Source organism: Nocardia salmonicida NBRC 13393 (assembly GCF_001613085.1).
Lineage (GTDB): Bacteria > Actinomycetota > Actinomycetes > Mycobacteriales > Mycobacteriaceae > Nocardia > Nocardia salmonicida.
On record NZ_BDBR01000032.1, the window covers coordinates 15,582 to 40,067 of the forward strand.

Annotated in this window: 30 protein-coding genes; 19 read left to right on the forward strand and 11 right to left on the reverse strand. The window is 67.7% G+C overall.

Features of this window, described 5'->3' with window-relative positions:
• The first annotated feature begins 13 nt into the window (after positions 1–13).
• From hemB to NS1_RS26575, 4 genes are all read left to right on the forward strand, one after another.
• Positions 14–991 (forward strand): porphobilinogen synthase, encoded by a 978-nt coding sequence (hemB, locus tag NS1_RS26560; RefSeq protein ID WP_062988793.1) that lies wholly within the window; start codon positions 14–16, stop codon positions 989–991.
• A complete protein-coding gene (locus NS1_RS26565) occupies positions 988–1,500 on the forward strand; it encodes a hypothetical protein (RefSeq protein WP_062988796.1) in 513 nt (170 codons plus the stop codon). Before hemB ends, NS1_RS26565 begins: the two co-directional genes overlap by 4 nt.
• A 212-nt stretch (positions 1,501–1,712) precedes the next feature.
• Positions 1,713–1,976, forward strand: a complete 264-nt coding sequence (locus NS1_RS26570) for a hypothetical protein (protein ID WP_062988798.1) — start codon at positions 1,713–1,715, stop codon at positions 1,974–1,976.
• 76 nt (positions 1,977–2,052) lie between these two features.
• A complete protein-coding gene (locus NS1_RS26575) occupies positions 2,053–2,277 on the forward strand; it encodes a hypothetical protein (protein WP_131816986.1) in 225 nt (74 codons plus the stop codon).
• Here the strand turns inward: NS1_RS26575 and NS1_RS26580 are convergent, their stop codons facing one another.
• Positions 2,278–2,664 (reverse strand): hypothetical protein, encoded by a 387-nt coding sequence (locus NS1_RS26580; protein WP_062988802.1) that lies wholly within the window; start codon positions 2,662–2,664, stop codon positions 2,278–2,280.
• A 207-nt stretch (positions 2,665–2,871) separates the two neighbouring features.
• On the opposite strand from NS1_RS26580, the gene hemL reads away from it, so the two are divergent.
• From hemL to ccsB, 7 genes are all read left to right on the forward strand, one after another.
• Entirely contained in the window at positions 2,872–4,191 is a 1,320-nt protein-coding gene (hemL, locus tag NS1_RS26585; RefSeq protein ID WP_084504461.1) for a glutamate-1-semialdehyde 2,1-aminomutase, read from the forward strand.
• A gap of 119 nt (positions 4,192–4,310) precedes the next feature.
• Positions 4,311–4,928 (forward strand): histidine phosphatase family protein, encoded by a 618-nt coding sequence (locus tag NS1_RS26590; protein WP_062988962.1) that lies wholly within the window; start codon positions 4,311–4,313, stop codon positions 4,926–4,928.
• The gene (locus NS1_RS26595; RefSeq protein ID WP_062988805.1) at positions 4,925–5,566 is read left to right on the forward strand and encodes a TlpA disulfide reductase family protein; all 642 of its coding nucleotides are present in this window, start codon (positions 4,925–4,927) and stop codon (positions 5,564–5,566) included. Before NS1_RS26590 ends, NS1_RS26595 begins: the two co-directional genes overlap by 4 nt.
• Entirely contained in the window at positions 5,563–5,799 is a 237-nt protein-coding gene (locus NS1_RS40265; RefSeq protein WP_157125390.1) for a hypothetical protein, read from the forward strand. The genes NS1_RS26595 and NS1_RS40265 overlap by 4 nt, the downstream gene beginning before the upstream one ends.
• Positions 5,796–6,611: a cytochrome c biogenesis CcdA family protein gene (locus tag NS1_RS26600; RefSeq protein WP_131816567.1), complete on the forward strand. Its 816-nt coding sequence runs from the start codon at positions 5,796–5,798 to the stop codon at positions 6,609–6,611. Before NS1_RS40265 ends, NS1_RS26600 begins: the two co-directional genes overlap by 4 nt.
• Positions 6,611–8,239 (forward strand): cytochrome c biogenesis protein ResB, encoded by a 1,629-nt coding sequence (gene resB / locus NS1_RS26605; protein WP_062988807.1) that lies wholly within the window; start codon positions 6,611–6,613, stop codon positions 8,237–8,239. Before NS1_RS26600 ends, resB begins: the two co-directional genes overlap by 1 nt.
• Before the next feature lie 31 nt (positions 8,240–8,270).
• Positions 8,271–9,227 carry a c-type cytochrome biogenesis protein CcsB gene (ccsB, locus tag NS1_RS26610; RefSeq protein WP_062988809.1) on the forward strand — a complete coding sequence of 319 codons (957 nt, stop codon included), beginning with the start codon at positions 8,271–8,273 and terminating at the stop codon, positions 9,225–9,227.
• A gap of 79 nt (positions 9,228–9,306) precedes the next feature.
• On the opposite strand, the gene NS1_RS26615 is transcribed toward ccsB, so the two are convergent.
• The 3 genes from NS1_RS26615 to NS1_RS26620 form a co-directional block, all read right to left on the reverse strand.
• Entirely contained in the window at positions 9,307–9,957 is a 651-nt protein-coding gene (locus NS1_RS26615; RefSeq protein WP_056814444.1) for a hypothetical protein, read from the reverse strand.
• 79 nt (positions 9,958–10,036) lie between these two features.
• Positions 10,037–10,228, reverse strand: a complete 192-nt coding sequence (locus NS1_RS39315) for a hypothetical protein (RefSeq protein WP_063054496.1) — start codon at positions 10,226–10,228, stop codon at positions 10,037–10,039.
• 114 nt (positions 10,229–10,342) lie between these two features.
• Positions 10,343–10,552: a BldC family transcriptional regulator gene (locus NS1_RS26620; protein WP_056814442.1), complete on the reverse strand. Its 210-nt coding sequence runs from the start codon at positions 10,550–10,552 to the stop codon at positions 10,343–10,345.
• 215 nt (positions 10,553–10,767) lie between these two features.
• On the opposite strand from NS1_RS26620, the gene NS1_RS26625 reads away from it, so the two are divergent.
• The 5 genes from NS1_RS26625 (at position 10,768) to NS1_RS26645 (ending at position 13,522) form a co-directional block, all read left to right on the forward strand.
• Positions 10,768–11,094, forward strand: a complete 327-nt coding sequence (locus NS1_RS26625) for a DUF4229 domain-containing protein (protein WP_062988812.1) — start codon at positions 10,768–10,770, stop codon at positions 11,092–11,094.
• Entirely contained in the window at positions 11,091–12,176 is a 1,086-nt protein-coding gene (cds1, locus tag NS1_RS26630) for an L-cysteine desulfhydrase Cds1 (protein WP_062988814.1), read from the forward strand. The genes NS1_RS26625 and cds1 overlap by 4 nt, the downstream gene beginning before the upstream one ends.
• Positions 12,177–12,266: 90 nt before the next feature.
• Positions 12,267–12,488, forward strand: a complete 222-nt coding sequence (locus NS1_RS26635) for a hypothetical protein (protein ID WP_019049431.1) — start codon at positions 12,267–12,269, stop codon at positions 12,486–12,488.
• Positions 12,488–13,063: a Clp protease N-terminal domain-containing protein gene (locus tag NS1_RS26640; RefSeq protein ID WP_062988816.1), complete on the forward strand. Its 576-nt coding sequence runs from the start codon at positions 12,488–12,490 to the stop codon at positions 13,061–13,063. The genes NS1_RS26635 and NS1_RS26640 overlap by 1 nt, the downstream gene beginning before the upstream one ends.
• A 63-nt stretch (positions 13,064–13,126) precedes the next feature.
• Positions 13,127–13,522, forward strand: coding sequence for a phage holin family protein (locus NS1_RS26645; protein WP_056814429.1), 396 nt, complete (start codon positions 13,127–13,129; stop codon positions 13,520–13,522).
• On the opposite strand, the gene NS1_RS26650 is transcribed toward NS1_RS26645, so the two are convergent.
• A complete protein-coding gene (locus NS1_RS26650; protein ID WP_062988818.1) occupies positions 13,519–14,391 on the reverse strand; it encodes a 1,4-dihydroxy-2-naphthoate polyprenyltransferase in 873 nt (290 codons plus the stop codon). The genes NS1_RS26645 and NS1_RS26650 overlap by 4 nt on opposite strands.
• Positions 14,392–14,447: 56 nt before the next feature.
• Positions 14,448–14,912, reverse strand: a complete 465-nt coding sequence (locus tag NS1_RS26655; RefSeq protein WP_062988831.1) for an SRPBCC family protein — start codon at positions 14,910–14,912, stop codon at positions 14,448–14,450.
• A 112-nt stretch (positions 14,913–15,024) separates the two neighbouring features.
• On the opposite strand from NS1_RS26655, the gene NS1_RS26660 reads away from it, so the two are divergent.
• Entirely contained in the window at positions 15,025–18,645 is a 3,621-nt protein-coding gene (locus tag NS1_RS26660; RefSeq protein WP_157125391.1) for an AfsR/SARP family transcriptional regulator, read from the forward strand.
• A gap of 54 nt (positions 18,646–18,699) precedes the next feature.
• Here NS1_RS26660 and NS1_RS26665 read toward each other — a convergent pair whose 3' ends face one another.
• The 5 genes from NS1_RS26665 to NS1_RS26685 form a co-directional block, all read right to left on the reverse strand.
• Positions 18,700–19,524 carry an ABC transporter permease gene (locus NS1_RS26665; protein WP_056814416.1) on the reverse strand — a complete coding sequence of 275 codons (825 nt, stop codon included), beginning with the start codon at positions 19,522–19,524 and terminating at the stop codon, positions 18,700–18,702.
• Complete coding sequence (locus NS1_RS26670) at positions 19,521–20,507, reverse strand: ATP-binding cassette domain-containing protein (protein ID WP_062988835.1); 987 nt, start codon at positions 20,505–20,507, stop codon at positions 19,521–19,523. Before NS1_RS26670 ends, NS1_RS26665 begins: the two co-directional genes overlap by 4 nt.
• Positions 20,508–20,566: 59 nt before the next feature.
• The gene (menE, locus tag NS1_RS26675; RefSeq protein WP_062988837.1) at positions 20,567–21,691 is read right to left on the reverse strand and encodes an o-succinylbenzoate--CoA ligase; all 1,125 of its coding nucleotides are present in this window, start codon (positions 21,689–21,691) and stop codon (positions 20,567–20,569) included.
• A gap of 280 nt (positions 21,692–21,971) precedes the next feature.
• Positions 21,972–22,364 (reverse strand): VOC family protein, encoded by a 393-nt coding sequence (locus tag NS1_RS26680; protein ID WP_062988839.1) that lies wholly within the window; start codon positions 22,362–22,364, stop codon positions 21,972–21,974.
• A 13-nt stretch (positions 22,365–22,377) separates the two neighbouring features.
• Entirely contained in the window at positions 22,378–23,271 is an 894-nt protein-coding gene (locus NS1_RS26685; RefSeq protein WP_056816187.1) for a 1,4-dihydroxy-2-naphthoyl-CoA synthase, read from the reverse strand.
• A 141-nt stretch (positions 23,272–23,412) separates the two neighbouring features.
• On the opposite strand from NS1_RS26685, the gene NS1_RS26690 reads away from it, so the two are divergent.
• Positions 23,413–23,859 carry a DUF6918 family protein gene (locus NS1_RS26690; RefSeq protein ID WP_056814402.1) on the forward strand — a complete coding sequence of 149 codons (447 nt, stop codon included), beginning with the start codon at positions 23,413–23,415 and terminating at the stop codon, positions 23,857–23,859.
• A gap of 364 nt (positions 23,860–24,223) precedes the next feature.
• Positions 24,224–24,484: a hypothetical protein gene (locus NS1_RS26695; protein ID WP_056814399.1), complete on the forward strand. Its 261-nt coding sequence runs from the start codon at positions 24,224–24,226 to the stop codon at positions 24,482–24,484.
• Positions 24,485–24,486: the final 2 nt, after the last annotated feature.

The following is a 24,486-nucleotide window of genomic DNA, read 5'->3' on the forward strand; positions in this document are numbered from 1 at the left end:
TATTCTGCGGGCTATGACCGCTTTCGACCGCCCGCGGCGGTTGCGTAGGACACCCGCATTACGTCGACTCGTCGCCGAAACCACGCTGCAGCCGCGTCAGCTGGTGCTGCCGATGTTCGTCGCCGATGGTCTCGACGAGCCGCGGGCGATCAGCTCGATGCCCGGGGTGTACCAGCATTCGCTGGACTCCCTGCGCAAAGCCGCGGCGGAGTCGGTGGCCGCCGGGGTCGGCGGGCTGATGCTGTTCGGTGTGCCGCTGTCCGAGGACAAGGACGCGACCGGTTCACAGGCCAGTGATCCGAACGGAATCCTCAATCGTGGTCTGCGCGCGCTGGCCGAGGAAGTCGGGGACGCGACGGTCATCATGGCCGATACCTGCCTCGACGAATTCACCGATCACGGCCACTGCGGTGTGATCGGCACCGACGGCGCGGTCGACAACGACGCGACCCTGCACCGCTACGTGGAGATGGCGCTGTCGCAGGCCGAAGCCGGCGCCGATCTGCTCGGAACCAGCGGGATGATGGACGGCCAGGTCGGTGCGATCCGGCGCGGACTCGACGCGGTCGGCCGGACCGACACCGCCATCCTGGCCTACGCGGCCAAGTACGCCTCGGCCTTCTACGGCCCGTTCCGTGAGGCCGTCGGCTCGTCGCTGGAAGGCGATCGCCGCACCTACCAGCAGGATCCGGCCAACCGTCGCGAATCGCTGCGCGAACTCGATCTCGACCTCGCCGAGGGCGCCGACATCGTGATGGTGAAGCCCGCGATGTCCTACCTCGATATCCTGCGCGACGTCGCCGACCGCTCGACGGTCCCCGTTGCGGCCTATCAGATCTCCGGTGAGTACGCGATGATCACCGCCGCCGCCGAGCGTGGCTGGATCGACCGAAGGGCCTCGATCTTGGAATCGCTGATCGGCATCCGGCGGGCGGGCGCGGACATCGTGCTCACCTACTGGGCGACCGAGGCAGCACGCTGGCTGTCGTGATCGTTCCGCCGAACAAACCCGAAACCCTTCCCATACCGGAAGACGTCGGCACCGCCCGTCAATTGTGGTGGGCGATCGCCGGCCTCGGTGTGATCTACACCTTCGCCAGCGTCATCACCATGACCGGGGAGCGCGACGAGCTCAGCAAGCAGTTCCTCGACGAGATGCACAAGTCGGATCCGAACTTCCCGGCATCTACCGTCGACGCGATGGTGCTGGTGGCTTTCGCGCTGACCGCGCTGGTCGGCGTGCTGCTGGCCGGGGTCACCGTGGCCATCGCGCATCAGCTCGGCCGCGGCAAGTCCTGGGCGCGCACGGTGCTCACGGTCGTCGCGATCTGGCTCGGACTCGGCGCCGTCGCGACCATGTTCACCTTCTCCGCCGTCGCCAATGCGGCGACGATCGTGGCGGGTGGCTCGGCGATCGTGCAGGGCGTGCTGGCCGCGGGAGCGGCATTCCTCAGCTACCGGCCGGAGTCGACGAAGTACTTCCAGTCCCACCGGAAGTAACACTGCACAGTGTAGGGTGAGGATTATCACACCGGCGTGGCGCCGGGGGAGCGGAGGCAATGATGCGCGTGGTGATCGAGCAACCACACAGCCTGCGGCGCGACCTGTTGGTCATCGGGTTGATGGTTGTCCTCACCTTGGCCGTCATCGCGCTGTTGCTGGTACCGAGCCTGGTCAGCTGATTCGATCTCGCCCCTGGCAGGATCGCAGGAATGAGACGCTGGATCGCGCTGTTCGAACTCGGCTTCGCCGTGCTCTTCCTGGCCTGCGCGGTCGTCAGCTGGCAGGCGGCGCGGCGCACCACCGAGTTCGTTGGCACCGATGAACATCCCGGCTTCGTGGCCGTGCGCTACGTGCCGCCGTTGCTGTTGCTCGCTTGCGCGCTGGTGACGGTGGGTGGGCTGTTGGTGATCGACGGCCTCGCCAGGATCTACGCCAGATCTGTAGCACGTCGCGACGTCGAACCGATGATCTAGGGGAAGCCGAATTCCGATGTGCGCGTGGGTGTTCGGGACACGAGCCCGCACAGCGGGCTCCCTCGAGGAGGAATCGATGACCAGACTGACCGCAGGAATCTGTACCGTCGCCGCCGCTGTGGCGACGATCGCGCTGGCCGCCGCGCCCGCCCAGGCTGCCCCCGGCCTGCCGCTGACCCCGTTGACCGCCGAGCCGGCCGCCGATGGTTTCGCCCCGGAGACCGGCTCGAGCGGGATCTACAACGGCATCATGTGCCAGCTGCACACGATCTCCGCCGAAGTGCCCTGCATGTACACGTAATCAGTCGGTCCACTGCTGGAAGACGTCGACAACGCGCCCGCCCCGTGTGCCGGGCGCGTTCAGGAATACGGAGACGGTGCCGTCGGGATGGGCCGCCGCCTCCGTCACCACCTGGCGCAAGGTGGCACGGATGCCGCCGTCGGCGTCACGGTACAGATCGGTATCGGTGTGGAGACCCGCCCCGATCCGATTGGGGGGTACGAGCATCGCGGTGATCGCTGGAATCGGCCCCGCCCCGAGCGCCACGGTCTCCTCGTGGCTGAGTTGGGCGCCGATCCGATCGGGCTGGACCTGCGGTGCGAAGGCGGTGGCCGAACCCGCGCCCAGAAGCACTCCCGCCGCGACGAACCCTGTGCCAAGGGCAGTGCTGGTGACGCCGAAACGCATGAAATACCCTCTCGCTGATAGCTGATTTCTCTGCGGCTCAGGTGCTGAGCCGCACGGAGCGTAGTCGCAGGCCAATGGGCCTAGATCGAATTCTTTCGCCGATAGGGGCGGCGTGTCGGGCGTGTCGTCGGTGGGTCGCTGCGGTCTGGGTCACTGTGCTGCACCCTGTCGTCCGGCGTGCCGAGGCGAGCTGAGAGACTGGAATCCGTGAGTCCTACGCAGGTACCGGTTTCCGCCCAGCTCTTCGAGCGGGCAGCCTCGGTGATCCCGGGTGGCGTCAATTCCCCGGTTCGTGCGTTCAATTCGGTGGGCGGTACGCCGCGGTTCATCACCTCCGCGAGCGGCTACACGCTCATCGACGCCGACGGCAACGACTACGTCGATCTGGTGTGCTCGTGGGGTCCGATGATTCTCGGGCACGCCCACCCCGCCGTCGTCGAGGCCGTGCAGAAGGCCGCGACCAGCGGACTGTCGTTCGGTGCGCCGACCGAGGCCGAGATCGAGCTCGCCGAGGCCATCGCCGCGCGCGTCGACCCCGTCGAGCGGGTCCGCCTGGTGAACTCCGGGACCGAGGCCACGATGAGCGCGGTCCGCCTGGCCCGCGGCTTCACCGGCCGATCCAAGATCATCAAATTCTCCGGCTGCTACCACGGCCACGTCGACGCGCTGCTGGCCGACGCGGGCTCGGGCGTCGCGACGCTCGGCCTGCCGACCTCGCCCGGCGTCACCGGCGCGCAAGCCGCCGACACCATCGTGCTGCCCTACAACGACCTGGCCGCCGTCGCCGCTGCCTTCGCAGCGCACCCCGGCCTGATCGCCTGCGTCATCACGGAGGCCGCCGCGGGCAATATGGGCGCGGTCGCGCCGCTGCCCGGCTTCAACGAAGGCCTGCGTGCGCTGGCACATGACAACGGCGCGCTGCTGATCATGGACGAGGTGATGACCGGTTTCCGGGTCAGCGCGTCGGGTTGGTACGGGCGCGAAGGCGTCGCCGGTGACCTCTACACCTTCGGCAAGGTGATGAGCGGTGGCCTGCCCGCCGCCGCGTTCGGCGGCCGCGCCGAGATCATGAACAACCTCGCTCCGCTCGGCCCGGTCTATCAGGCGGGCACCCTGTCCGGTAACCCCGTCGCCGTCGCGGCGGGCCTGGCGACGCTGCGCGCGGCCGACGCCGAGGTGTACGCGGCGCTGGACCGCAATGCCGATCGTCTCGGCTCGCTGTTCGCGAAAGCCCTGACAGAGGCCGGTGTCGAGCATCAAGTCCAGTTCGCAGGCAATATGGTGAGCGTGTTCTTCGCCGAGCGCCCGGTGACCGACTACGCCGCCGCCAAAGCGAGCCAGACCTGGCGTTACCCTGCCTTCTTCCACGCCCTGCTCGACGCGGGCGTGTACGCGCCGCCCAGCGCGTTCGAGGCATGGTTCGTCTCCGCGGCACTCGACGAGGACGCGTTCGACCGTATCGCCGCCGCTCTGCCCGCCGCCGCCCTCGCGGCCGCGGCCGCAACCCCCGAAGGATCCCCAGCGTGAGCTCCGACCAGCCCGACGCAGAATTCGCCCCAGTCCCGGCGGATAGCGACGAGGCGCCTCATCCTGTCCCCGCCGCCGCGCCGCCCGCGCTCGACGACGACCCGTCGACCGTCGAAACCATCGTGCATGTGCTGCGCCACGGCGAGGTGCACAACCCGAACGGCATCCTCTACGGCCGCCTGCCCGGCTTCAGCCTCTCGGTGGCCGGTCGCTCGCAGGCCGGTGCCGTCGCGCGCTCGCTAACCGATCACGACATCGCGATGGTGATCGCCTCCCCGCTGCAGCGCGCCCAGGAGACCGCGGCGCCGATCGCGGCCGCCCACGACCTGATCGTGCGCGCCGACGAGAACCTGATCGAAGCGGGCAACACCTTCGAGGGCCTGCGCGTCTCCGTCGGCGACGGCGCCCTGCGCAAGCCGAGGCACTGGTGGAAGCTGCGCGACCCGTTCACTCCGTCCTGGGGCGAGCCGTACCTGCAGATCGCTCATCGCATGCTCGCCGCGGTGAACAAGGCCCGCGTCGAGGCCGCCGGTCACGAGGTGGTGCTGGTCTCGCATCAGCTGCCCGTGTGGACGCTGCGTCGCTTCCTGCAGGGCCAGCGGTTGTGGCATGACCCTCGCAACCGGCAGTGCTCGCTCGCGTCGCTGACCTCGCTGGTCTACCAGGGCGATACGCTCGTCGACATCGTCTATTCCGAGCCTGCAGGCGCGTCGGACCCGTCGGTACACGGCGCATGACACGCTGGTCCTCATCGGGATCCGCCCGTGGCCGTCGGCCGCGGGCGCTGACCGCCGTTCTGTCCGCCCTGCTGGTGATCATCACCGCGGCGGGCTGCTCGACGGGTACCGATGCGGTAGCCACCGGTGGTGGGACCTTCGAATTCGTCTCACCCGGTGGTAGAACGGATATCTACTACGATCCGCCCGCGACGCGCGGGACGATCGGCACGCTCTCGGGGCCCGATCTGATGAACGAGGGAAAGACCGTTTCGGTCGACGATTTCCCGAACCAGATCGTGGTCGTGAATCTGTGGGGACAGTGGTGTGGCCCGTGCCGCGCAGAGTCGCCCGCTCTCGAAAAAGTCTTCGCGGCGACCAGAGATCAAGGCGTCGCGTTCCTGGGGATCAACGTCCGTGATTATCAGCGCGACAAAGCCCAGGACTTCGTAGTGGACAACAAGATCGAATACCCGTCCATCTACGACCCGTCGATGCGGACCTTGCTCGCTCTCGGCGGAAACTTTCCCACCAGTGTTATTCCGACCACGTTGATCCTGGATCGTCAGCACCGGGTCGCCGCGGTCTTCCTTCGCTCGCTACTGGCCGAAGACCTTCAGCCCGTGGTCGAGCGCATCGCCGCCGAGGAGAAGCAGTGACCAGCCGTCGTCGTCCAGGAAATCTGACCGCGTGTCGTCCCCGTCAGGGCGCCCGCCGAATGGGTGCGGGCTGGACGGTCGACGACCGTTGGGCCGGCATCGCGACCGTGCCGCGCAGTGTCGCCGGTGCCGGTCTGTTCGATTTCGGCCCCGCTGAACCGGCCGAGACCGAGCGCACCCTGTCGTTGCCGCGCGACGAGCAGCAGGACATGGATACGGACACCGACGAGTGATACCGCTCGCCGCAGTCGGGGATTCCTTCCAGCAGACGGCGGCATCGGGTCCGCTTCTGCTGGCGCTGGGAGCCTGTCTGCTCGCGGGCCTGGTGTCGTTCGCTTCACCGTGTGTCGTGCCGCTCGTCCCCGGCTATCTGTCGTATCTGGCCGGGTTGGTCGGTGCCGAGGCGCCGCCTGCCACCAACGCGCAGGCGAGCACGCTCACCGCGCAGCGCCGTAGCGCGAAGATGCGGGTGGCCGGTGCCGCCGGGCTGTTCGTCGCCGGGTTCACAGTGGTGTTCGTGCTGGCCACGGCCACTGTTTTCGGCGTGATCCAGACCCTCAATGTGAATCGGGAACTGCTGCAGCGCATCGGCGGTGTGGTGACGATCCTGATGGGTCTGGTGTTCATCGGCTTGGTCCCCGCCCTGCAACGCGACACGCGGATGGAGCCGCGCAGGCTCACCAGCATCCTCGGCGCGCCGCTGCTCGGCGGGGTGTTCGCGCTCGGCTGGACGCCGTGTCTCGGGCCGACGCTGTCGGGTGTGATGGCGGTGTCCGCGGGTACCGAGGGCACCACCGCGGTACGCGGAGTGACGTTGATCGTCGCCTACTGCCTCGGCCTCGGACTGCCGTTCGTGGTGCTGGCCTTCGGGTCGGCCGGTGCATTGCGCGGGGTCGGCTGGCTGCGGCGCAATTCGCGCACCATTCAGGTAATCGGGGGTTTTCTGCTCGTCGCCGTCGGCGTCGCGCTGGTCACGGGGGCATGGGATCAGTTCGTCAGCTGGGTTCGTGACGGGTTCGTCTCCGAGGTGACTCTTCCGATCTGATGACTGACACGCTGACTACTCCGACCACCCCCATCCCGCCCGTCCGGCAATCGCTGCTGGGCCGGGCCTGGGCCCTGGTCCGCAATTCGTGGCGCGGCCTGACGAGCATGCGCACCGCGCTGGTGCTGCTGTTCCTGCTCGCGCTGGCCGCCATCCCCGGCGCACTGCTGCCACAACGCAGTCTCAACGCGCAAAAGGTCGACAAGTACATCGCCGACCGTCCGACGCTGGGTCCGTGGATGGACCGGTTCGAGCTGTTCGACGTGTTCGGCAGCTTCTGGTTCACCGCCATCTACGTGCTGCTGTTCATCTCGCTGGTCGGCTGCATCCTGCCGCGCTGCTGGGACCACTATCGGGCGTTGCGCACCCCGCCGGTGCCCGCGCCGCGCAACCTCAGCCGGTTGCCGCACCACTCCAGTGAGACCGACGACCGGACTCCCGACGAGGTGATCGAGGCCGCCAAGGCTTCCTTGCGCGGGTGGCGGACCGAGGTTCGCCCCGGTCAGCGCGACGGTGAGGTGACGCTGTCCGCGGAGAAGGGCTATCTGCGCGAGTTCGGCAACCTGGTGTTCCACCTGTCGCTGGTGGGGCTGCTCGTCGCGATCGCGCTGGGCAAGCTGCTCGGCTACGAGGGCAATGTCATCGTGATCGCCAACGACGGTCCCGGCTTCTGCACCACCTCGCCCGCGGTCTTCGACTCGTTCCGGGCGGGCAACACCAATGACGGCACCGGCATGACGCCGCTGTGTATCAAGGTGAAGGACTTCAAGGCCGACTACCTGCCCACCGGCCAGGCCGAGATGTTCCACTCGAACATCGAATATCAGGCGGGTGCCGACCTCAGCACCGACACCTGGCGCAGCACCGAGCTCCAGGTGAACCATCCGTTGCGCGTCGCCGGTGATCGGGTCTACCTGCAGGGACACGGCTTCGCGCCGACGTTCACCGTCACCTTCCCCAACGGGCAGACCCGCACCGAGACCATCCAGTGGCGGCCCGACGACGCTCAGACCTTCCTCTCCAGCGGTGTGCTGCGCATCGACCCGCCCGGCGGCATGTACGCCACCGACGAGGAACGCAGGCAGAACCAGATCGCCATCGAGGGCCTGTTCGCGCCGACCGCGATGTTCCACGGCAGCCTGCTCACCTCGTCGTTCCCCCGGATGGATGACCCGGCGGTCGCGGTCGACGTCTATCGCGGCAATACCGGTCTCGACACCGGTCGCTCGCAGTCGTTGTTCTCGCTGGACCCGGAGATGATCAAGCAGGGTCGGTTGACCAAGGAAGCGCGGGTCAACCTGCGTCCCGGCGAGTCGACCACGTTGCCGAGCGGAGCGAAGGTCACCTTCGACGGCGCCGAGGAATTCGTCAACCTGCAGGTCTCGCACGACCCGGCCCAGCAGTGGGTGCTGGTGAGTGCGCTGACGATGATGGCCGGTCTGCTGGTGTCGCTGTTGCTGAAACGGCGACGGATCTGGATCCGGGCGTACCCAGTCGAGGCCGCGGCGGGTACCGTGGGTCAACGACGCGCCGTAGTAGAAATGGGCGGCCTGGCCAGAAGCGATCAAGCGGGCTGGGGCGCCGAGTTCGATCGACTGCGGACACGGCTGCTGGGAGCGGAGAAGTGATCCGCGCACTCGACATGGAGACGGAATCCTGATGCAGATCGACGAAACGCTGGCACGGTACAGCGACTTCGCGTTCATGTCGGCCATGGCCATCTACGCCCTGGCCACGGTCCTGCTGATCGTGCAGTACGCCTCGGCGCGCGCCAAGCAGGTCGCCGCGCGCGAACTCGTCCCCGCGGGCGACCCGGGGTTGCCCGGCCGCATCGAGACCCCGGAGGCCAAACCGCTCGCCGAACGGCTGGGCAACATGGCCTTCTCGGTGCTGGTGGTCGGCGCGGTGCTGCACATCGGTTCGATCGTGCTGCGCGGCTTCGCGACCCACCGCTTCCCCCTGGGCAACATGTACGAGTTCACCACCATGGCCACCGCGGCCGCCGTGGTGATCGGCCTGATCTTCCTGCGCGACCAGCGCTACCGCGCCATGTGGGCGTTCCTGCTGGTCCCCGTGCTGATCCTGATGTTCCTGGCGGGCACGGTCCTCTACGCCGACGCCGCACCCGTGGTCCCCGCTCTTCGCTCGTTCTGGCTGCCGATCCACGTCACCATCGTCAGCATCGGCAGCGGCGTCTTCCTGGTCTCCGGCGTAGCCAGCCTGCTCTACCTGTTCCGCATGCGTCAGCCCGCGGGCGAGGAATCCACCGGCATCCTCGGCACCATCGCCCGCCGCCTCCCCGACGCCCGCACCCTCGACCAGCTCGCCTACAAAACCACCATCATCGGCTTCCCCCTCTTCGGCGCGGGCGTCATCCTCGGCGCCATCTGGGCCGAAGCCGCCTGGGGCCGCTTCTGGGGCTGGGACCCCAAGGAGACCTGTTCCTTCATCGCGTGGGTCCTCTACGCGGCCTACCTGCACGCCCGAGCCACCTCCGGCTGGCGAGACACCAAGGCTGCCTGGATCAACATCGCCGGCTTCGTCGCGATGCTGTTCAACCTCTTCATCATCAACATGGTGATCAGCGGCCTGCACAGCTACGCCGGACTGAACTAGCCGTTCTGTCGCGCCCTATTGCGCACATACATAAGGCCCAGAGGCTCGGAAGAGCTTCTGGGCCTTTGTTGTTCGCGGATCAGCAGTAGTAGCAGATCTTGTTCGCCGGGAGTTCTACGTGGCAGTTCAGGCAGACCGGTTTGCGGACCGGTTCGGGCTTGGGGATGGCTGCTGTGCTGCGGCGGGCGGCGGAGGGGCGTTTGACGGCTGCCTCGGCTGCTTCGGCGGTGGCCAGGTCCGCGGAGGTGGACTGGCGGATGGCGGCCACCTTCGGGGGGAGGGTGGGCAGGCCGCCGTCGGCGGGGAGGTCGGTGGCGAAATGCTGGTAGCACTGCCAGCGGGCCGCGGCGGCGTGCATTTCGAGGTCGTCGGGGATGGGCAGGCCCGCGAGTTCGAGGATGTAGCGGTAGCCGGTGCCTACGGTCTGGTTCTTGCGCACGCACAGCGCGCTCAGCGGCGGCTCGTTGTTCTGGTGACAGTGCTCGGCGACCTTGTCCAGCACGACGGGCAGCCAGTGCTGCCACTTCACGGCGGTGCGGATGCCGGACTCTTCCTGGACCAGCTCGGCCAGCTCGGTGTTGACGATGAAGTTGTTGAACCGGGTGGCGGTATCGGCCAGCACTTCATGTGCGGCGCGAGTCCACTCCAACCGGGCCTCGGTGAACGTCACGGCGCTGCCGTCGGCCGCGCGCCAAGTGGTCGGGACAGAACCTTGCTGCACATCAATCACCGGAATACGTTATCTACCCAGCTCTTTCGACGCGCAACGGGGGTATGTGCGACAGCTCACGGCGACGCACATCGCGAGGTCACTCGGTAGGGCCGGAGTCGTCGCGTGGTTGTTTGCCGAGGCGCCAGAGGAATTCTGGATCGTCGTCAGGACCGAGAACCGGTCTGCGCGGGGGTGGGCCGGAATTAGGGCGCGGCAATTCGGGGCCGAACGCCTTCCAGCACAACACTGCGATGGCAACGATCGCGATGAGTGCCAATAGGAACGTCACGTCGCTCACCTCCTGCTATCGAGGGTAGCCGTGTCCGCGCCGTGTGCACATCCGCAACGGGAGGGAAATTTTTGGCAAACGCGAGCCCGCGGTGGGCTCGCGTCGGCCGGCGAGTCAGCGCGGTGCTGCCTCGGTGGTGAGCGATCTGAGCAACTGCAAGACCTCGGACTCGCGGAAACGGCGATGTCCGCCCGGTGTGCGCAGCGAGCCGAGCCTGCCGGCATGAGCCCACCGGGTGACGGTCTTGGGGTCCACATGGAACATGGCGGCCACTTGGCCTGGTGTCAGCAGAGTGTCCTGAAGGCCGACGGTGATCGCAGTCATAGCTAACCTCTCCGTTTCGACAGTTCCCTCATCAGTGGCGTCATCGTCGCACTGCGACCCCCATGTAGTCGAACCACCTACTGTTGGTAAAGGGGAAGTAATAGACAAAAGCCGCGAACGGGCCGTATCGAAGCGATCCTCGCCGGGGCTATGCGCACCTCCGGCGGTGCGCGGCTGATGAACGGTGCCGCGTCGGCGCCCATTAGGCTGTAGTCGTGAGTGAAGCAACAGGTCAGCAGGGTTCTGGCGCCGGGAAGCGGCTGGTACGCAATCTCGCGCTCTACACGCTGGCTCGTCTCGGGCTGGTGGTGGTGATCGCCGCGCTGATCGTAGGCGTCGCCAAGCTGATCGGCGTCGACGTGCCGGTCATCGTCGCGGCGCTGTTCGCGTTGATCGTCGCGATGCCGCTGTCGCTGACGCTGTTCAAGAAGCTGCGGGTGAAGGTGAACGAGGACATCGCCGTCGTCGACGCGCGCCGCCGCCAGGACAAGGCGCAGCTGCGGGCCCGCTTGCGGGGTGACGACGACGGTACGTCGGCGTGAAGTACCTCGACCGCAGCGCCCCGCGTGACTGGGTCGACAACGCCGTCCGGCTGATCGACGCCGACACCCAGCGCTCCGCCGACACCCACCTGCTGCGGTATCCGCTGCCCGCCGACTGGCCGGTGCAGCTCTACCTCAAGGACGAATCGACCCATATCACCGGCAGTCTCAAGCACCGGCTGGCGCGGTCGCTGTTCCTGTACGCGATCTGCAACGGCTGGGTGACCGAGGGAACGACCGTGGTCGAGGCGTCGTCGGGTTCCACGGCGGTGAGCGAGGCGTATTTCGCCAAGCTGCTCGGTCTCGACTTCGTCGCGGTGATGCCGGCGAGCACCTCGCCGCAGAAGGTCGCGCTCATCGAAGCGCACGGTGGCCGATGTCATTTCGTCGATCGACCGCCGGATATGTACACCGAGGCCAAGCGTCTCGCCGCCGAATCAGGCGGGCACTTCATGGATCAGTTCACCCACGCCGAGCGGGCCACCGACTGGCGCGGCAACAACAACATCGCCGAATCCATCTACGAGCAGCTGGCGCTGGAGAACCACCCGGTGCCGGAGTGGATCGTGGTCGGCGCCGGGACCGGCGGCACCAGCGCGACGATCGGTCGCTACATCCGTTATCGCAGGCACGCGACGCGGCTGGCCGTGGTCGACCCGGAGCACTCGGCGTTCTACGGCGGCTACGAGACCGGCGACGCGGGCTATGAAACCGGAATGCCTTCGCGCATCGAGGGAATCGGCCGTCCCCGCGTGGAACCGTCGTTCGTCGGCCAGGTGGTCGACCGCATGATCGTGGTGCCCGACGCGGCCTCGATCGCCACCGCCCGCCACGCGAGCACCGCGCTCGGCCGTCGCGTCGGCGGTTCGACCGGCACGAACCTGTGGGGCGCCTTCCATCTCGTCGCCGAGCTGGTCGCGGCGGGCCGTAGCGGCAGCGTGGTCACCCTGCTGTGCGACGGTGGCGACCGGTATGCGGGCACCTACTTCAACGACGACTGGGTGGCAGCCCAGCACCTCGATCTGACCGGTCCAGCGGACATCCTCGCCGAGTTCGTGGCCACTGGTCGCTGGAACGGCTGACGCCTCCCGCACCTCTCCTCAGGGCTCTTCTGCGGCCAGTGGTGTCAATTTTGATTGACAAAGTCGGCATCGTCAATCAAAATTGACGCCATGACCGATGCAACAACCCTCGCCTCAGCGGCAGGCAATCCCGACCCGGCGGTCGGGCTGCGCGCCGTGCTTGCACTGCGCAGATTGGCCGACCGCCTCGAAACGATCCAGGTGGCCAACGCCAGAGCCAACGGATGGTCGTGGCAGGCCATCGCGGAGGCACTAGAGGTGAGCAAGCAAGCGGTCCATCAGAAACACAATCGGAAAGGTGGAACCCGCTGATGTTCGAAAAATTCAGTCGCGAGGCCCGAATCGCGGTGGTCAGCGCCCAGGACGACGCCAAAGAGCTGGGCGCGAAGCGGATCGGGCCGGAGCACGTCCTGCTCGGCACCCTGTCGAACGCCGAACCCGGACTCCGGGCGGTGCTCGACGCGCGCGGCATCACCGCCGACGGGGTACGCACCGCTCTCGCCGCCCGCACGGACGAGTCGCCGCTCGGCGCCGATGACGCCCAGGCCCTGCGCTCGATCGGCATCGACCTGGACGCGGTGCAGGCCAGCATCGCCGAGAACTTCGGGCCGCAGGCCTGGGACCGGGCCGAACCGGAGGCCGAACGTGGCATGCTCGGGCGACTGCTCGGCTCCGGGCACATCCCGTTCACCGGCCCGGCCAAGAAGACGCTGGAACTCGCGCTGCGGGAGGCGATCCACCGCGAGGATCGCGAGATCACCTCGGTCTACCTGCTGCTCGGGATTCTGCGCGGGGCGGACCAGACCACTGTCGATCTGCTCGGCGGGCGCGACGCGGTGTCGGGTGTGCGCGCAGATCTCTACGCGATGCTGGACCGCGCCGCGTGAATTCCACGTCGGGTGTGTGTCAGACCCGCCGCAATGTCCGTTTCCCGGCCTAGCATTGCGTGTATGCAACTAGCAATCCGGTTGGTCATCAACGCCATAGCCATCTGGGCTGCGGCCGCGTGGATCGACAAAATCGATATCTACGTGCCGCCCGAGTGGTCAGCGGAGTGGGGCAACTGGGGCAAGGCCCTGGTCCTGCTCATCGTCGCGCTCGTGTTCACGGCGGTCAACGCCGTGATCAAGCCGATCGTGCAACTCCTGTCGCTGCCGTTCGTGATCCTCACGCTCGGCCTGTTCCTGCTGGTGGTCAACGCGGGGATGCTGTGGCTCACCGCCAAGATCACCGAGATCACCGACTACGGCCTTCGCGTCGACGGCTTCTGGGCGGCGCTGTGGGGTGGCTTGATCATCACGTTGGTCAACTGGGTGCTCGGCATTCTGGTACCCGACGGCGACTAGCCGGCGAGCCCGACGGCCAGCGCGCTCAGCGCCGACCACGCCAGCAGGGCCAGCCCTGAATCGCGGAGGGCCGGAATCAGTTCCAGCCCACCCTTGCCGGTCCGCACGGGGGCGTTGGCCCGGATCGCCAGCGGCGACGCGAGCAATCCGACCAGCGCCCACGGCGTGCTCGCGATCAGCGCCAGGCTGATCACGAACGGCGCCGTGAGCAGCACCACGTGCAGGGTGCGGGTGCGCGCGTCGCCGAGTTTCACCGCGAGGGTGACCTTGCCTGCCTCGGTGTCGGTCGGGATGTCACGCAGGTTGTTGGCCACCAGCACCGCGCTGGAGAACGCGCCGACACCGATCGCGAGCAGCAGGCCGACCCAGTCGACCCGCAGCGCCTGCACGTATTGGGTACCGAGCACCGCGATCAACCCGAAGAACACGAACACCGCGATCTCGCCGAAACCGCTGTAGCCGTAGGGCTTGCTGCCGCCGGTGTAGAACCAGGCACCCGCCAGGCACACCGCTCCGATCAGTACCAACCACCATGCGGTGGTGACGGCCAGCACGAGCCCGGCGACCGCGCCGATCGCCAGGCTGAGCACCGCGGCGGTGCGAACGGCCTTCGGGGATGCCAGCTTCGAGCCGACCAGCCGCAGCGGTCCGACTCGCACGTCGTCGGTGCCACGAATGCCATCGGAGTAGTCGTTGGCGTAATTCACCCCGACGATCAGCGCCAGCGAAACCAGCAGCGCCAGAATCGCTTTCCACCAGACGGCCCCGTCGACTGACGCGGCCGCGCCGGTGCCCGCGAGTACCGGCGCGATCGCGTTGGGCAACGTCCGCGGCCGGGCGCCCTCGATCCATTCCGCTGCTGTAGCCATGGATCGAAGCCTAATCCGACATCGGTGGGAGGGCGCGGGTGCGCCTGGTCACGGTGTCAGGCGGGGGTGGATTCGGCGATCGTCTTGAGCCGGGCCAGACCCTTGTCGAAGTCCTTGCCGATGAGGTTGTCGATCGGGAAGACCTTACCGAGCACGCCCATCATGCCGGAGCGGGTGCCGGTCATCTTCCAGGTCACCTCGGTACCACCGGCCACCGGAGCGAGCGTGAAGGTGACGAAATTGGTGGCTTTGAACGGCTTCTCGAAGGTGAGCTCCACCCCGATCTCGCGTTCGGCGTCGGCCTTGATCTCCATCGTGCCCGCACCGGCTTTGCGGTTGCCACGCCACGCGTAGCGGGCGCCGACGCCGGATTCCGGGCCGGTGTAGGTGCGGGCGAGCTGCGGATCGGCGTCCTCCCACGGCGACCACAGCCGCCACTGGTGGAAGTTGTCGATCAGTGCGTGAATCCGTGCTGGTTCGGCGGCGATGGCGGTGCGCCGCGACACCTCGAAGTTGCCCATGCGCGTGAGCCTAAGGCGAGGCGGGGACAAATCGCGGGACACATCGACCTCGGGTGTCGCGGCGAGTGCGAATCGGGAACCCGACGCCGCGCTCGCCTACGATGGCATCGGCATGTCTGTACAGCATCGCGGCCCCGAGGGGTCGCTCTCCGAGGCTCTCTCCCGCGTTGTCGTGGGGGTGCTCGGCGTGATCGCGATCCGCCGCGACGAGGCCATGATCGCGCTACCCGGCGCCCGCGCCAGGCTGCTGCTGGCCGCCCTCGCCGTGCACCCTGGCCGGGCTCGCAGCGCCCAGGCGTTGATCGACGAGGTCTGGGGCGAACAACCACCCCGGGCGCCGATGAACGCGCTGCACACCCAGGTCTCACGACTGCGGGCGATGCTGCCCGACGGCGCGCTCGAGATCGGCCCCGCGGGCTACCGGCTGACCTTGCCCGCCGACAGCGTCGACCTCACCGCGGTCGCCGCGCTGGCCCGGCGAGCCGACGAACACCTGGCCGCGGGCAACACTGCCGACAGCCTCGCCGCGATCGCACTGGCCCGCACCCTATGGCGCGGCGAACCGGGCGCCGATCTTCCTGATTCCACCCCCGCCGACGACCTACGCGCGGCCGCCGTCGACCTGCGCCGCCACCTCGATCACACCGAACTCGCCGCCCACACCGCCCGGCGCGATTTCGCTGCCGCCCTCCCGCTGGCCCGCGCCGCCGCCGCGACCAACCCCTTGGACGAATCCGCCCACACGACCCTGATCCGCCTGCTCGCCGCCGCGGGCCGAACCAACGAAGCCCTCGAAGTCTTCGCCACGTACCGCCTGCGACTGATCGAGGAACTCGGCGCCGATCCGGGCCCCACCCTGCTCGCCCTCAACACCGCCATCCTGCGCGGCGAACCGATCGAGCTCCCTGGAACCCGCACGGCGCGGCGCAACCGAGAAGCCGAGCCGAGTGTCTCGACGTCCGCACACCGATCCGCCGACTCGTCGGCACTCGGTGTGGACAACGGCGCCGGTAGACCGGGCATCGACACCGGACCAGGCCCCACCGACGCGCGCTATTCGGCTGCTGCCGCCCGGTACGAGGGTGCCGAGACAGATCTGGTCGACTCGACCAGCGACGGCGGCTCGCGGCGGACCGGCCCGTCACCTGTGGAGCTGGACGAGCGGGAGCAAACGAGCACATTGCCCGCCGAAGCGGCGAACGGCAGCGCACCTGACCGGTCGAACCGCGCCCCGATGCCACGCACGGCGCTCGGCCTGCGCGCCGCACCCAATGAATTGCTCGGTCGCACCGCCGATCTCGACGCGATCACCGATCTGGCGCACCGCTCCAGGGTGACCACCGTCCTCGGACCCGGTGGCACCGGCAAGACCAGGGTCGCCAACGCGGTGGGTGAACGGCTGGCTCGTTCGGTGCCGGTGGTACTCGTCGAATTGGCCTCGGTGCAGCCCGAATCGGAGGTGGGCGCCGACTCGCGCACCGGTATCGAGATCGTGATCGGGCAGGTGATGGGCCTGGGTGAGGTGATCCGTGACCCCGGCGCCATCCGGCAGGGCAGGCAGATCGATGCGCGCACCCGCCTGCGTGAGGCGCTCGCGGCGCGGCCGATGGTGCTGATTCTGGACAATTGCGAGCACGTGATCGGCGCCGCGGCCGAGGTGGTCGCCGATCTCGTCGGCAGTTGCGCCCAGCTGACGGTGCTCACCACCAGCCGCTCACCGCTGGCGATCACCGCCGAATCCGTCTATCCGCTCGCTCCTTTGGCGATCGACGCGGCAGGTTCACCCGCCACGGAACTGTTCTCGGCACGTGCACGGGCGGTGCGTCCCGATGTGCGCCTCGACCCCGACACCGTGGCCAGGTTGTGTCGCACCCTCGACGGTCTCCCGTTGGCGATCGAACTCGCCGCCGCACGGGTGCGCACGATGAGCGTTGCCGAGATCGAGACCAGGCTCGAACACCGTTTCGCCCTGTTGCGCAGTGGTGATCGGTCCGCGCCGCATCGGCATCGCACGCTGCACGCGGTGATCGCGTGGAGCTGGAACCTCCTCGATCCCGATCAGCAGGTGACCCTGCGCAGGCTGAGCCGGTTCGCGGCCGGATTCACCCTGTCCGCGGCCGAGATCGTCGCCGCGGGCCCGGATGTGGCCGCCGCGGTGGACGGGCTGGTCGGCCAGTCCCTGCTCACCGTCTTGGACGACCCCGACGGCGCGGGCATCCGCTATCGCATGCTCGAAACGGTTCGTGAGTTCGGCGCCGAACAGATCGCCGCCGTCGACGCGGCGACTGACGGCGCCGAATCCGCGCTGGTGCTCGACAGAATGTTTTGCTGGGCGAGGGAATTCGCGCTGGCGTCGTTTCGCGGCTATCGCGGCGGCCATCAGGTGCGGGCGGTGCTCGCGGTGACCGCCGACCTGGACAACCTCGTCGCGGTACTGCGCATTGCCGTCGATCGCGCCGACGCGCACACCGCCTACTCGGTGTTCCCCGTGGTCGCGATTGCCTGGGTGATGCGCGGCGCACACCTGGAATTCACCGGGTGGGCCATGCGATTGGTCGCTCTCGTACCGCCGCCACCGGCCTCGGGCGACGCCGCCGACCTACAGATGATCGCGCATCTGCTGACCTGCCTGCACATGCTGTTCCTCAAGGACGGTGGCGTCCGCGCGACGGCGATCGTGCGCATGCGCGCGCGGCGGTTGGTGACGAACCCCGATCTCGACCCGGCCTTGTCCTTCCTCGGTACGGTGATCACCGTTCGGCCCGAGAAGTTCCGGTTGGGCAGACTGTTCGCCCGTGGCGCGCGTTCACACCATCGGCAAGTTCGGGTTGCCGCGCTGATCGCACGCGCCAACCTCTGGGAGAACGCGGGCAACGTCGCGGGCTCGACCCGCGACTCCTTACGCACGCTCGACGACATGGACCCGGCGGAAGTGTGGGGCATGGCGACGGTGAGCCAGCACCTGGCCCAGCTGTCCGGTCAGTCGGCGCACTACGCCGACGCGGTGAACTATTACCGCCGCGCGCTGGAGTTGATGGGCAAGCTCCGTGTGCACGAAGAGATCATGGAGAGCCGCTGCTACCTGGCGGCTTCCCTGGTCGGCTGCGGTCGACTCGAGCAGGCCCGCGCCGAACTCGACTTCGCCCTACGCCCGGACGATTCCGGCGTGAGCCCGGTCGACGACCCCAGCGTTCGCCGCAATCACCGGCTGGCGAACGCGGCCACCGCCCTCGCCGAACTCGAACTCGCCGAGGGCGATATCGACGCCGGACTGCGCCATTTCCGCCGCGGGCTGGAGCTGCTCGGGTGGCCCGATTTCGAACCGACGCCCGGCCCAGGTTCACTGATGATCGCGGCGGGCACCGTGAGCGCCCATGTGCTGCACGGCCGGGCGTCGGTGGCCGGCCCCCTGGTGGCCGAGATGATCGAGACCGCCGATCAACGGTTGGCGCAGTACATCGACCTGCCGCAGATCGGCGCGGTGGCGTGCGCACTCGGTTCCTACCTGCTCACCACCGAGAACGGGCGTACCGACGGTCTCGAACTGCTCACGCTGGCAGGGACATCGATGGCCAGACAGGACAGCCCGTCGATGGAACTGGCCGCGCACATCGCCTTGCATCGGAGCGTGGTCGGCGATGCCGCGATGGACGCCGCGCTGCATCGGGCGGCGGGTACGCGTCGTCTCGATGCCGCGATGCGCGTCATCGAGATCATCGCCGGACTGCACTGACACGACAACGGCACCCGACCCCATGGATCGGATGCCGTTGCGGGACAGCGGTGTTCAGGCGCGGCGCATGTAGGCCCGGACCGCGAGCGGCGCGAAAATCGCGATCACCACGAGCGAACCGACCAGCGACCAGACGAGGTCGGTGCCGTAACTGTTGGAGTTCATCAGTTCCCGGCAGGTGTTGACCATGTAGTACACCGGGTTGGCGTGGTTGAGTCCCTGCATCCAGCCCGGCATGGTGCTCACCGGGGCGAAGGCGCCGGACATGAACGTCAGTGGGAACATCACCATCATCGAGATGCCCTGCACCGACGCGGCGCTCTTGCCGGTGACGCCGACCAGCGCCCAGATCCAGCTGACCGCGAACGAGCACACCACGACCACCAAGCAGGCCGCGACCACGCCGACCAGACCGCCACCAGGCCGGTAGCCCAGGCACAATCCGACCAGCACGGTCAGCGTCGAGGCGATGGCGTAGCGCACCATATCGGCCAGCAGCGCGCCCGCCAGCGCCGAAACCCGGGCGATGGGTAGGGATTTGAAGCGGTCGAACACGCCCTTGTCCATGTCCTCGCGCAGCTGCGTGCCGGTGACCACCGAGGTCAGTACCACGGTTTGGACGAGGATGCCCGGGATGAGCACCGGCAGATAGCCGGACACGCTGCCTGAGATCGCGCCGCCGAAGATGTAGGTGAACAGCGCGGTGAACAGGATCGGCTGCACCGTCACGTCGAAGAGCTGTTCGGGATTGTGTTTGATCTTGAGCAGGCCGCGATAGGCCATGGTGAACGAGGTGGCGATCGTCTCGCGCAGGGCGATCCGGTCGCTGGCCTCGGGGAGTTTGTCGATGGATTCGGGAGCGGTGAGTACTGCGGTCATGCCGCGCTCCGTTCGGTGTCGTCGGATTCGTCGGCCGGATGGCCGGTGATGGTGAGGAAGACTTCGTCCAGCGTCGGTTTGCTGACGGTGATCTCGTCGACCCCGATCTCCCAGTCGCGCAACCGGATCAGCAGGTCGGCGGTGAGATTGGGGTCGGGTAGTGGCGCGGTGAGCCTGCCCGCTTCGGGGCTGATCTGCACGCTCACGTCGAGGAAGTCGCCGATGATGCGCCGGGCTTCGTCGAGCTGCTCGGAATCGACCAGTGTCAGGTGGACCGAGGCACCGCCGATGGAGGCTTTGAGCTGGTCGGCGGTGCCGTCGGCGATCACCTTGCCGCGGTCGATCACCGCGATCCGGTCGGCCAGTTGATCGGCCTCGTCGAGGTATTGGGTGGTGAGCAGCACCGTCGCGCCTTCGCGAACCAGCCTGCGGATGGTTTCCCACATCTGCGCGCGAGTGCGTGGGTCGAGGCCGGTGGTCGGTTCGTCGAGGAACAGCAGCGGCGGGGTGGAGATGAGGCTGGCGGCGAGATCGAGACGCCTGCGCATGCCGCCGGAGAAGTTCTTCAGCGGCTTGGAGGCGGCCTCGGCGAGGTCGAACTCCTCGAGTAGCTCGACAGCCTTACGCCGGGCATCGGACCTGCTCAGGCCGAGGAGGCGGGCGAAGATGATCAGGTTCTCGGTGGCGGTGAGCTCCTCGTCGACCGAGGCGTACTGGCCGGTGACACCGATCAGCGAGCGCACCGCGTTCGGTTCGGCCACGACGTCGCGGTCGAAGATCCGGGCACTACCGCCGTCGGGGCGGAGCAGAGTCGCCAGCATCTTGATGGTCGTGGTCTTGCCCGCGCCGTTCGGTCCGAGCACGCCGTATACGGCGCCACGTGGCACCGTCAGGCTCACCCCGTCGACCGCGCGCTGCTTGCCGAACACCTTGACCAGCCCGTCCGCCTCGACGGCGAGGGATGAAGTGGGTGTGTAAGTCATGAGCACTACCGTGCCCACCTCGACTTGCACGCCCCTTGCGTCGCGCTGTCGTCAGGCCGCTATTCAGCTTGTAGAAGCTTGCGCAGCGCTGCGCGGTCGGGCTTTCCGGGGCCGCGTAGCGGGATCTCCGACAGCACGGCCAGTTCACGCGGTGCGGCGATCGAGTCGAGCTCGGCCACCACGTGGGCGCGCAGTTCGTCCAGCGTCGGCGCGGCACCCGCTGTCGGCACGATCGCGACCGCCACCCGCTGACCCAGTCGTTCGTCGGGCAGGCCGAGCACGATGCATTCGCTGATGCCGGGGTGGTTGGACAGCACAGCCTCCACCACCTGCGGAATCACCAGCAGCCCACCGGTCATGATGGCCTCGTCGAGGCGCCCCGTGATCGAGAGCACACCGTCTTCGAAGGAGCCCGCGTCTTCGGTCCGGAACCAACCGGGCTCGGCGAAGGCCGGATGGTCGGGCAGATTGCGGTAACCGCGCGCGATCATCGCACCGCCGAGGATGACGCGACCGTCCTCGATGCGCAGTTCGGTGCCGTCGAGCGGCACGCCCTCGTAGACGCACCCACCGCAGGTCTCACTCATCCCGTACGTCCGCACCACGGTGATACCGAGGTCACGCGCCCGGTCGAGGACGGGCGCGGGCGTGGCCGCACCGCCGACCAGGACACCGTCGAGTTCGGCCAGCGCCTTGGCCGCCACCGGCGAATCCAGCGACTTGATCAGCTGCGTGGGTACCAGCGCGGTATAGCGCCGCGGTCCGCGCATCGCGCCGACGGCCCCGGCCAGCGCCTCGGGCAGGAACCCGCCCGACACGTCGAGCACCGTCGGCTCGGTGCCGGCGAGGATGCTGCGCAGCAACACCTGGATACCGGCGATGTGATGGGTCGGCAGCGCCAGCAGCCAGCTACCCGGACCGCCGAGACGGTCGTGCGTGGCGTTGCCGCTGGCACGCAGGGCTTCGGCGCCGAGCAGCGCGCCCTTGGGGATACCGGTGGTGCCCGAGGTCGTCACGACCAGCGCGACATCGTCGTCGATCGGATCGCCGGGCTTGAGCGCGTCGGAAAGCCTGCGCGCCTCCCGACGATCGGTGGTCGGAATCGGTAACCACGCCGGGCCGCTGCCGTCGAGGGCTTGGCGCAGGTGGGGCATCACTTCGCTGACCCCGGAACCGGTCGGCATCTGCAGCGTCCGCAGGGTTCGACTCACCCCACCACCTCCGGAAACAGCTTGCCGCGCGCCCTCACGGCTTCGATCGTGTCATGCGACCGACAAGACCCGGCCAACGGGTCGGTTTGTCGGGAAACGGGTCGGCAAAGCCAGACATAGCGACTGCGATTCAGTAGATGGACAACACCACTCGCACTGCGGTCCGGACGACGTCGGTCGGGCGCTTGCTCGCAGCTATCGTGCGCGGCCGAGCCGTCATCGGCAACTCGGCTCGGCCGCGGGCACGGCCCTCTCACTCCGGCGACCAGCGCTGATCCCGCCGGATCGGATGTTCGGCGGGAACCTGCACCAGCACGATGGCGACGCCGTCCGGATCGCGCACCCACATCTCCCACAGACCCCAGTGTTCGAGCACCGGTGCGCGCTCGATCTCGATTCCCTTCAGCGCCAACTCCGCCGCCGCGTCGTCGACATCGCGCACCTGCAACCAGATCGCACCGTCGAAGCTGCCCGACTGCCCGCTGCCACCGTGCGCGGCGACCTCGAGCAGCGACTGCCCGGCGAAGAACACTGTGCCGCCGGGGTACTCCCGTGCGATCGCCAAGCCGAGGCCGTCGCGGTAGAAAGCCAGCGTGCGACCGTAATCGCTGGGGCGAACGATGATCCGGCTGTTGAGAATCTCCATGGGGTGTCCGTTCTCAGAAGTACCAGGGGTAGGGCGTCCAATCGGGCTTGCGCTTCTCCAGGAACGAGTCTCGGCCCTCGACCGCTTCGTCGGTCATGTACGCCAGGCGAGTCGCCTCACCGGCGAACAGTTGCTGACCGACCAGACCATCGTCGAGCAGGTTGAACGCGTACTTCAGCATGCGCTGCGCCTGCGGCGATTTGCCGTTGATGTCGGCGGTCCACTCCAGCGCGACGTTTTCCAGCTCGTCGTGGTCGACGACCTTGTTCACCGCGCCCATCTGGTGCATCTCCTCGGCCGTGTACGGCCTGCCGAGGAAGAAGATCTCGCGGGCGAACTTCTGGCCGACCATCTTCGCCAGATACGCGCTGCCGTACCCGCCGTCGAACGAGCCGACGTCGGCATCGGTCTGCTTGAACCGCGCGTGCTCGCGTGAGGCGAGCGTCAGATCGCAGACCACGTGCAGGCTGTGCCCACCACCGGCGGCCCAGCCGTTGACGAGCGCGATCACCACCTTGGGCATGAAACGGATCAGGCGCTGCACCTCGAGGATGTGCAGTCGGCCCGCGCGCGCCGCGTCGACCGTGTCGGCGGTCTCGCCGTCGGCGTACTGGTAGCCGTTGCGGCCGCGGATGCGCTGGTCGCCACCGGAACAGAACGCCCAGCCACCGTCCTTCTCGCTCGGACCGTTGCCGGTGAGCAGCACCGCGCCCACGTCAGGGCTCATCCGCGCATGGTCGAGCGCGCGGTACAGCTCGTCGACGGTGTGCGGGCGGAACGCGTTGCGCACCTCGGGCCGGTCGAATGCGACCCGCACCGTGCCCTGCTCGATATGGCGGTGATAGGTGATGTCGGTCAGGTCCTCGAACCCGGGGACGGGCTGCCACAGCTTCGGATCGAAAGTCACGAACACGATTATTGCCCTACCTTCCGACGCCGCGGGACGAGGTCGTAACACCGCAGCTCGAGCGGTCGCCGCATACTCTGAGCACCTGGTGCGTATAGTTGCGCCTGCTCGTACATCGAACCGATCCGGAGGAACCTGAAAGTGGTTGCAGCACTGTCTGAATCCCTGCTCGACGACGCCAAGCGTCCGGCTTTCCTTGCTGACGCCGTCGAGGTGCTCGACGCCGAGGTCTCGGACAAAGGTGGTGCGTCCGGCCTGGCCGTGAAGGGTGGCTACGCGGCGGTCAAGAAGATCAGCCCGACCATCGTTCCCGACGGCCTCGCGTCGCTGGCGCCGAAACTGCTCGATCAGCTCCAGCCGTACTGGGCGGAATTCACCACCTCCGGCACCGGCACCTTCGCCGATCTGCTGGCCGCGAAGTCTGATGAGGTTGCCGAGTCGCTGCTGGCCGTCACCGACGCCCGTGCCGAGTCGTCCACCCGGCCCGCGCTGAAGAAGGTGTACTCGTCGATGCGTGGTTCGGCCAAGAAGCACGTCATCGAGGCACTGCCGCGCGTCGGCGATCTGGTGCAGAAGCACGCAGGCTGAGCGGTATAGCGGGGTAGCCCCCGCTGTGATCGTGAACGAGGCCGGTGCGAGTTCGGGTAACCGAACCGCACCGGCCTTTTCGCGTTCGTGGGTGACCACCCTCACGTAACGGGGGCGTGCGGTGGCCTCGGACACATCGATTCCCGGTCGGCGGTAAATTCCGTGACAGCCGGTGTGAGGAAAATTACCGCCACGGTAAACGTCAGGATAATTGCGGGTTGCCGCTAATTCGACGAGAGCGCGCCAGTCATCGGCGCGATTGACAACCACCCTGCCTTATCGGATACGTTGCCAATCAAGCGATCCGGAAATCGAATTGCTTTTAGATGACTGCATTGCAAAGGTCGAAAGGAAGTTTGCTCACATGATCTCTCGTAAGACCCTCGCCGCCACCGGTGCTGCCGCTGCTGCCGCTGTCATGTTCTTCGGTCCCGCCGTCGCGAGTGCCGACGCCACCGGATCCGCCGAGGCCGCAACGGGCTCGGCTGACGTGCTGACCGGCTCGTCCGCTGGTTCGGGTGTGCTGGAGTCGGGCAGCGCCGCGGTCGACAGCGCTACCTCGGCCGTCCTCAACATCATCGAGTCCGTCACGGGCATCCAGGATCTCACCGCACCCGCGGAGTGAGC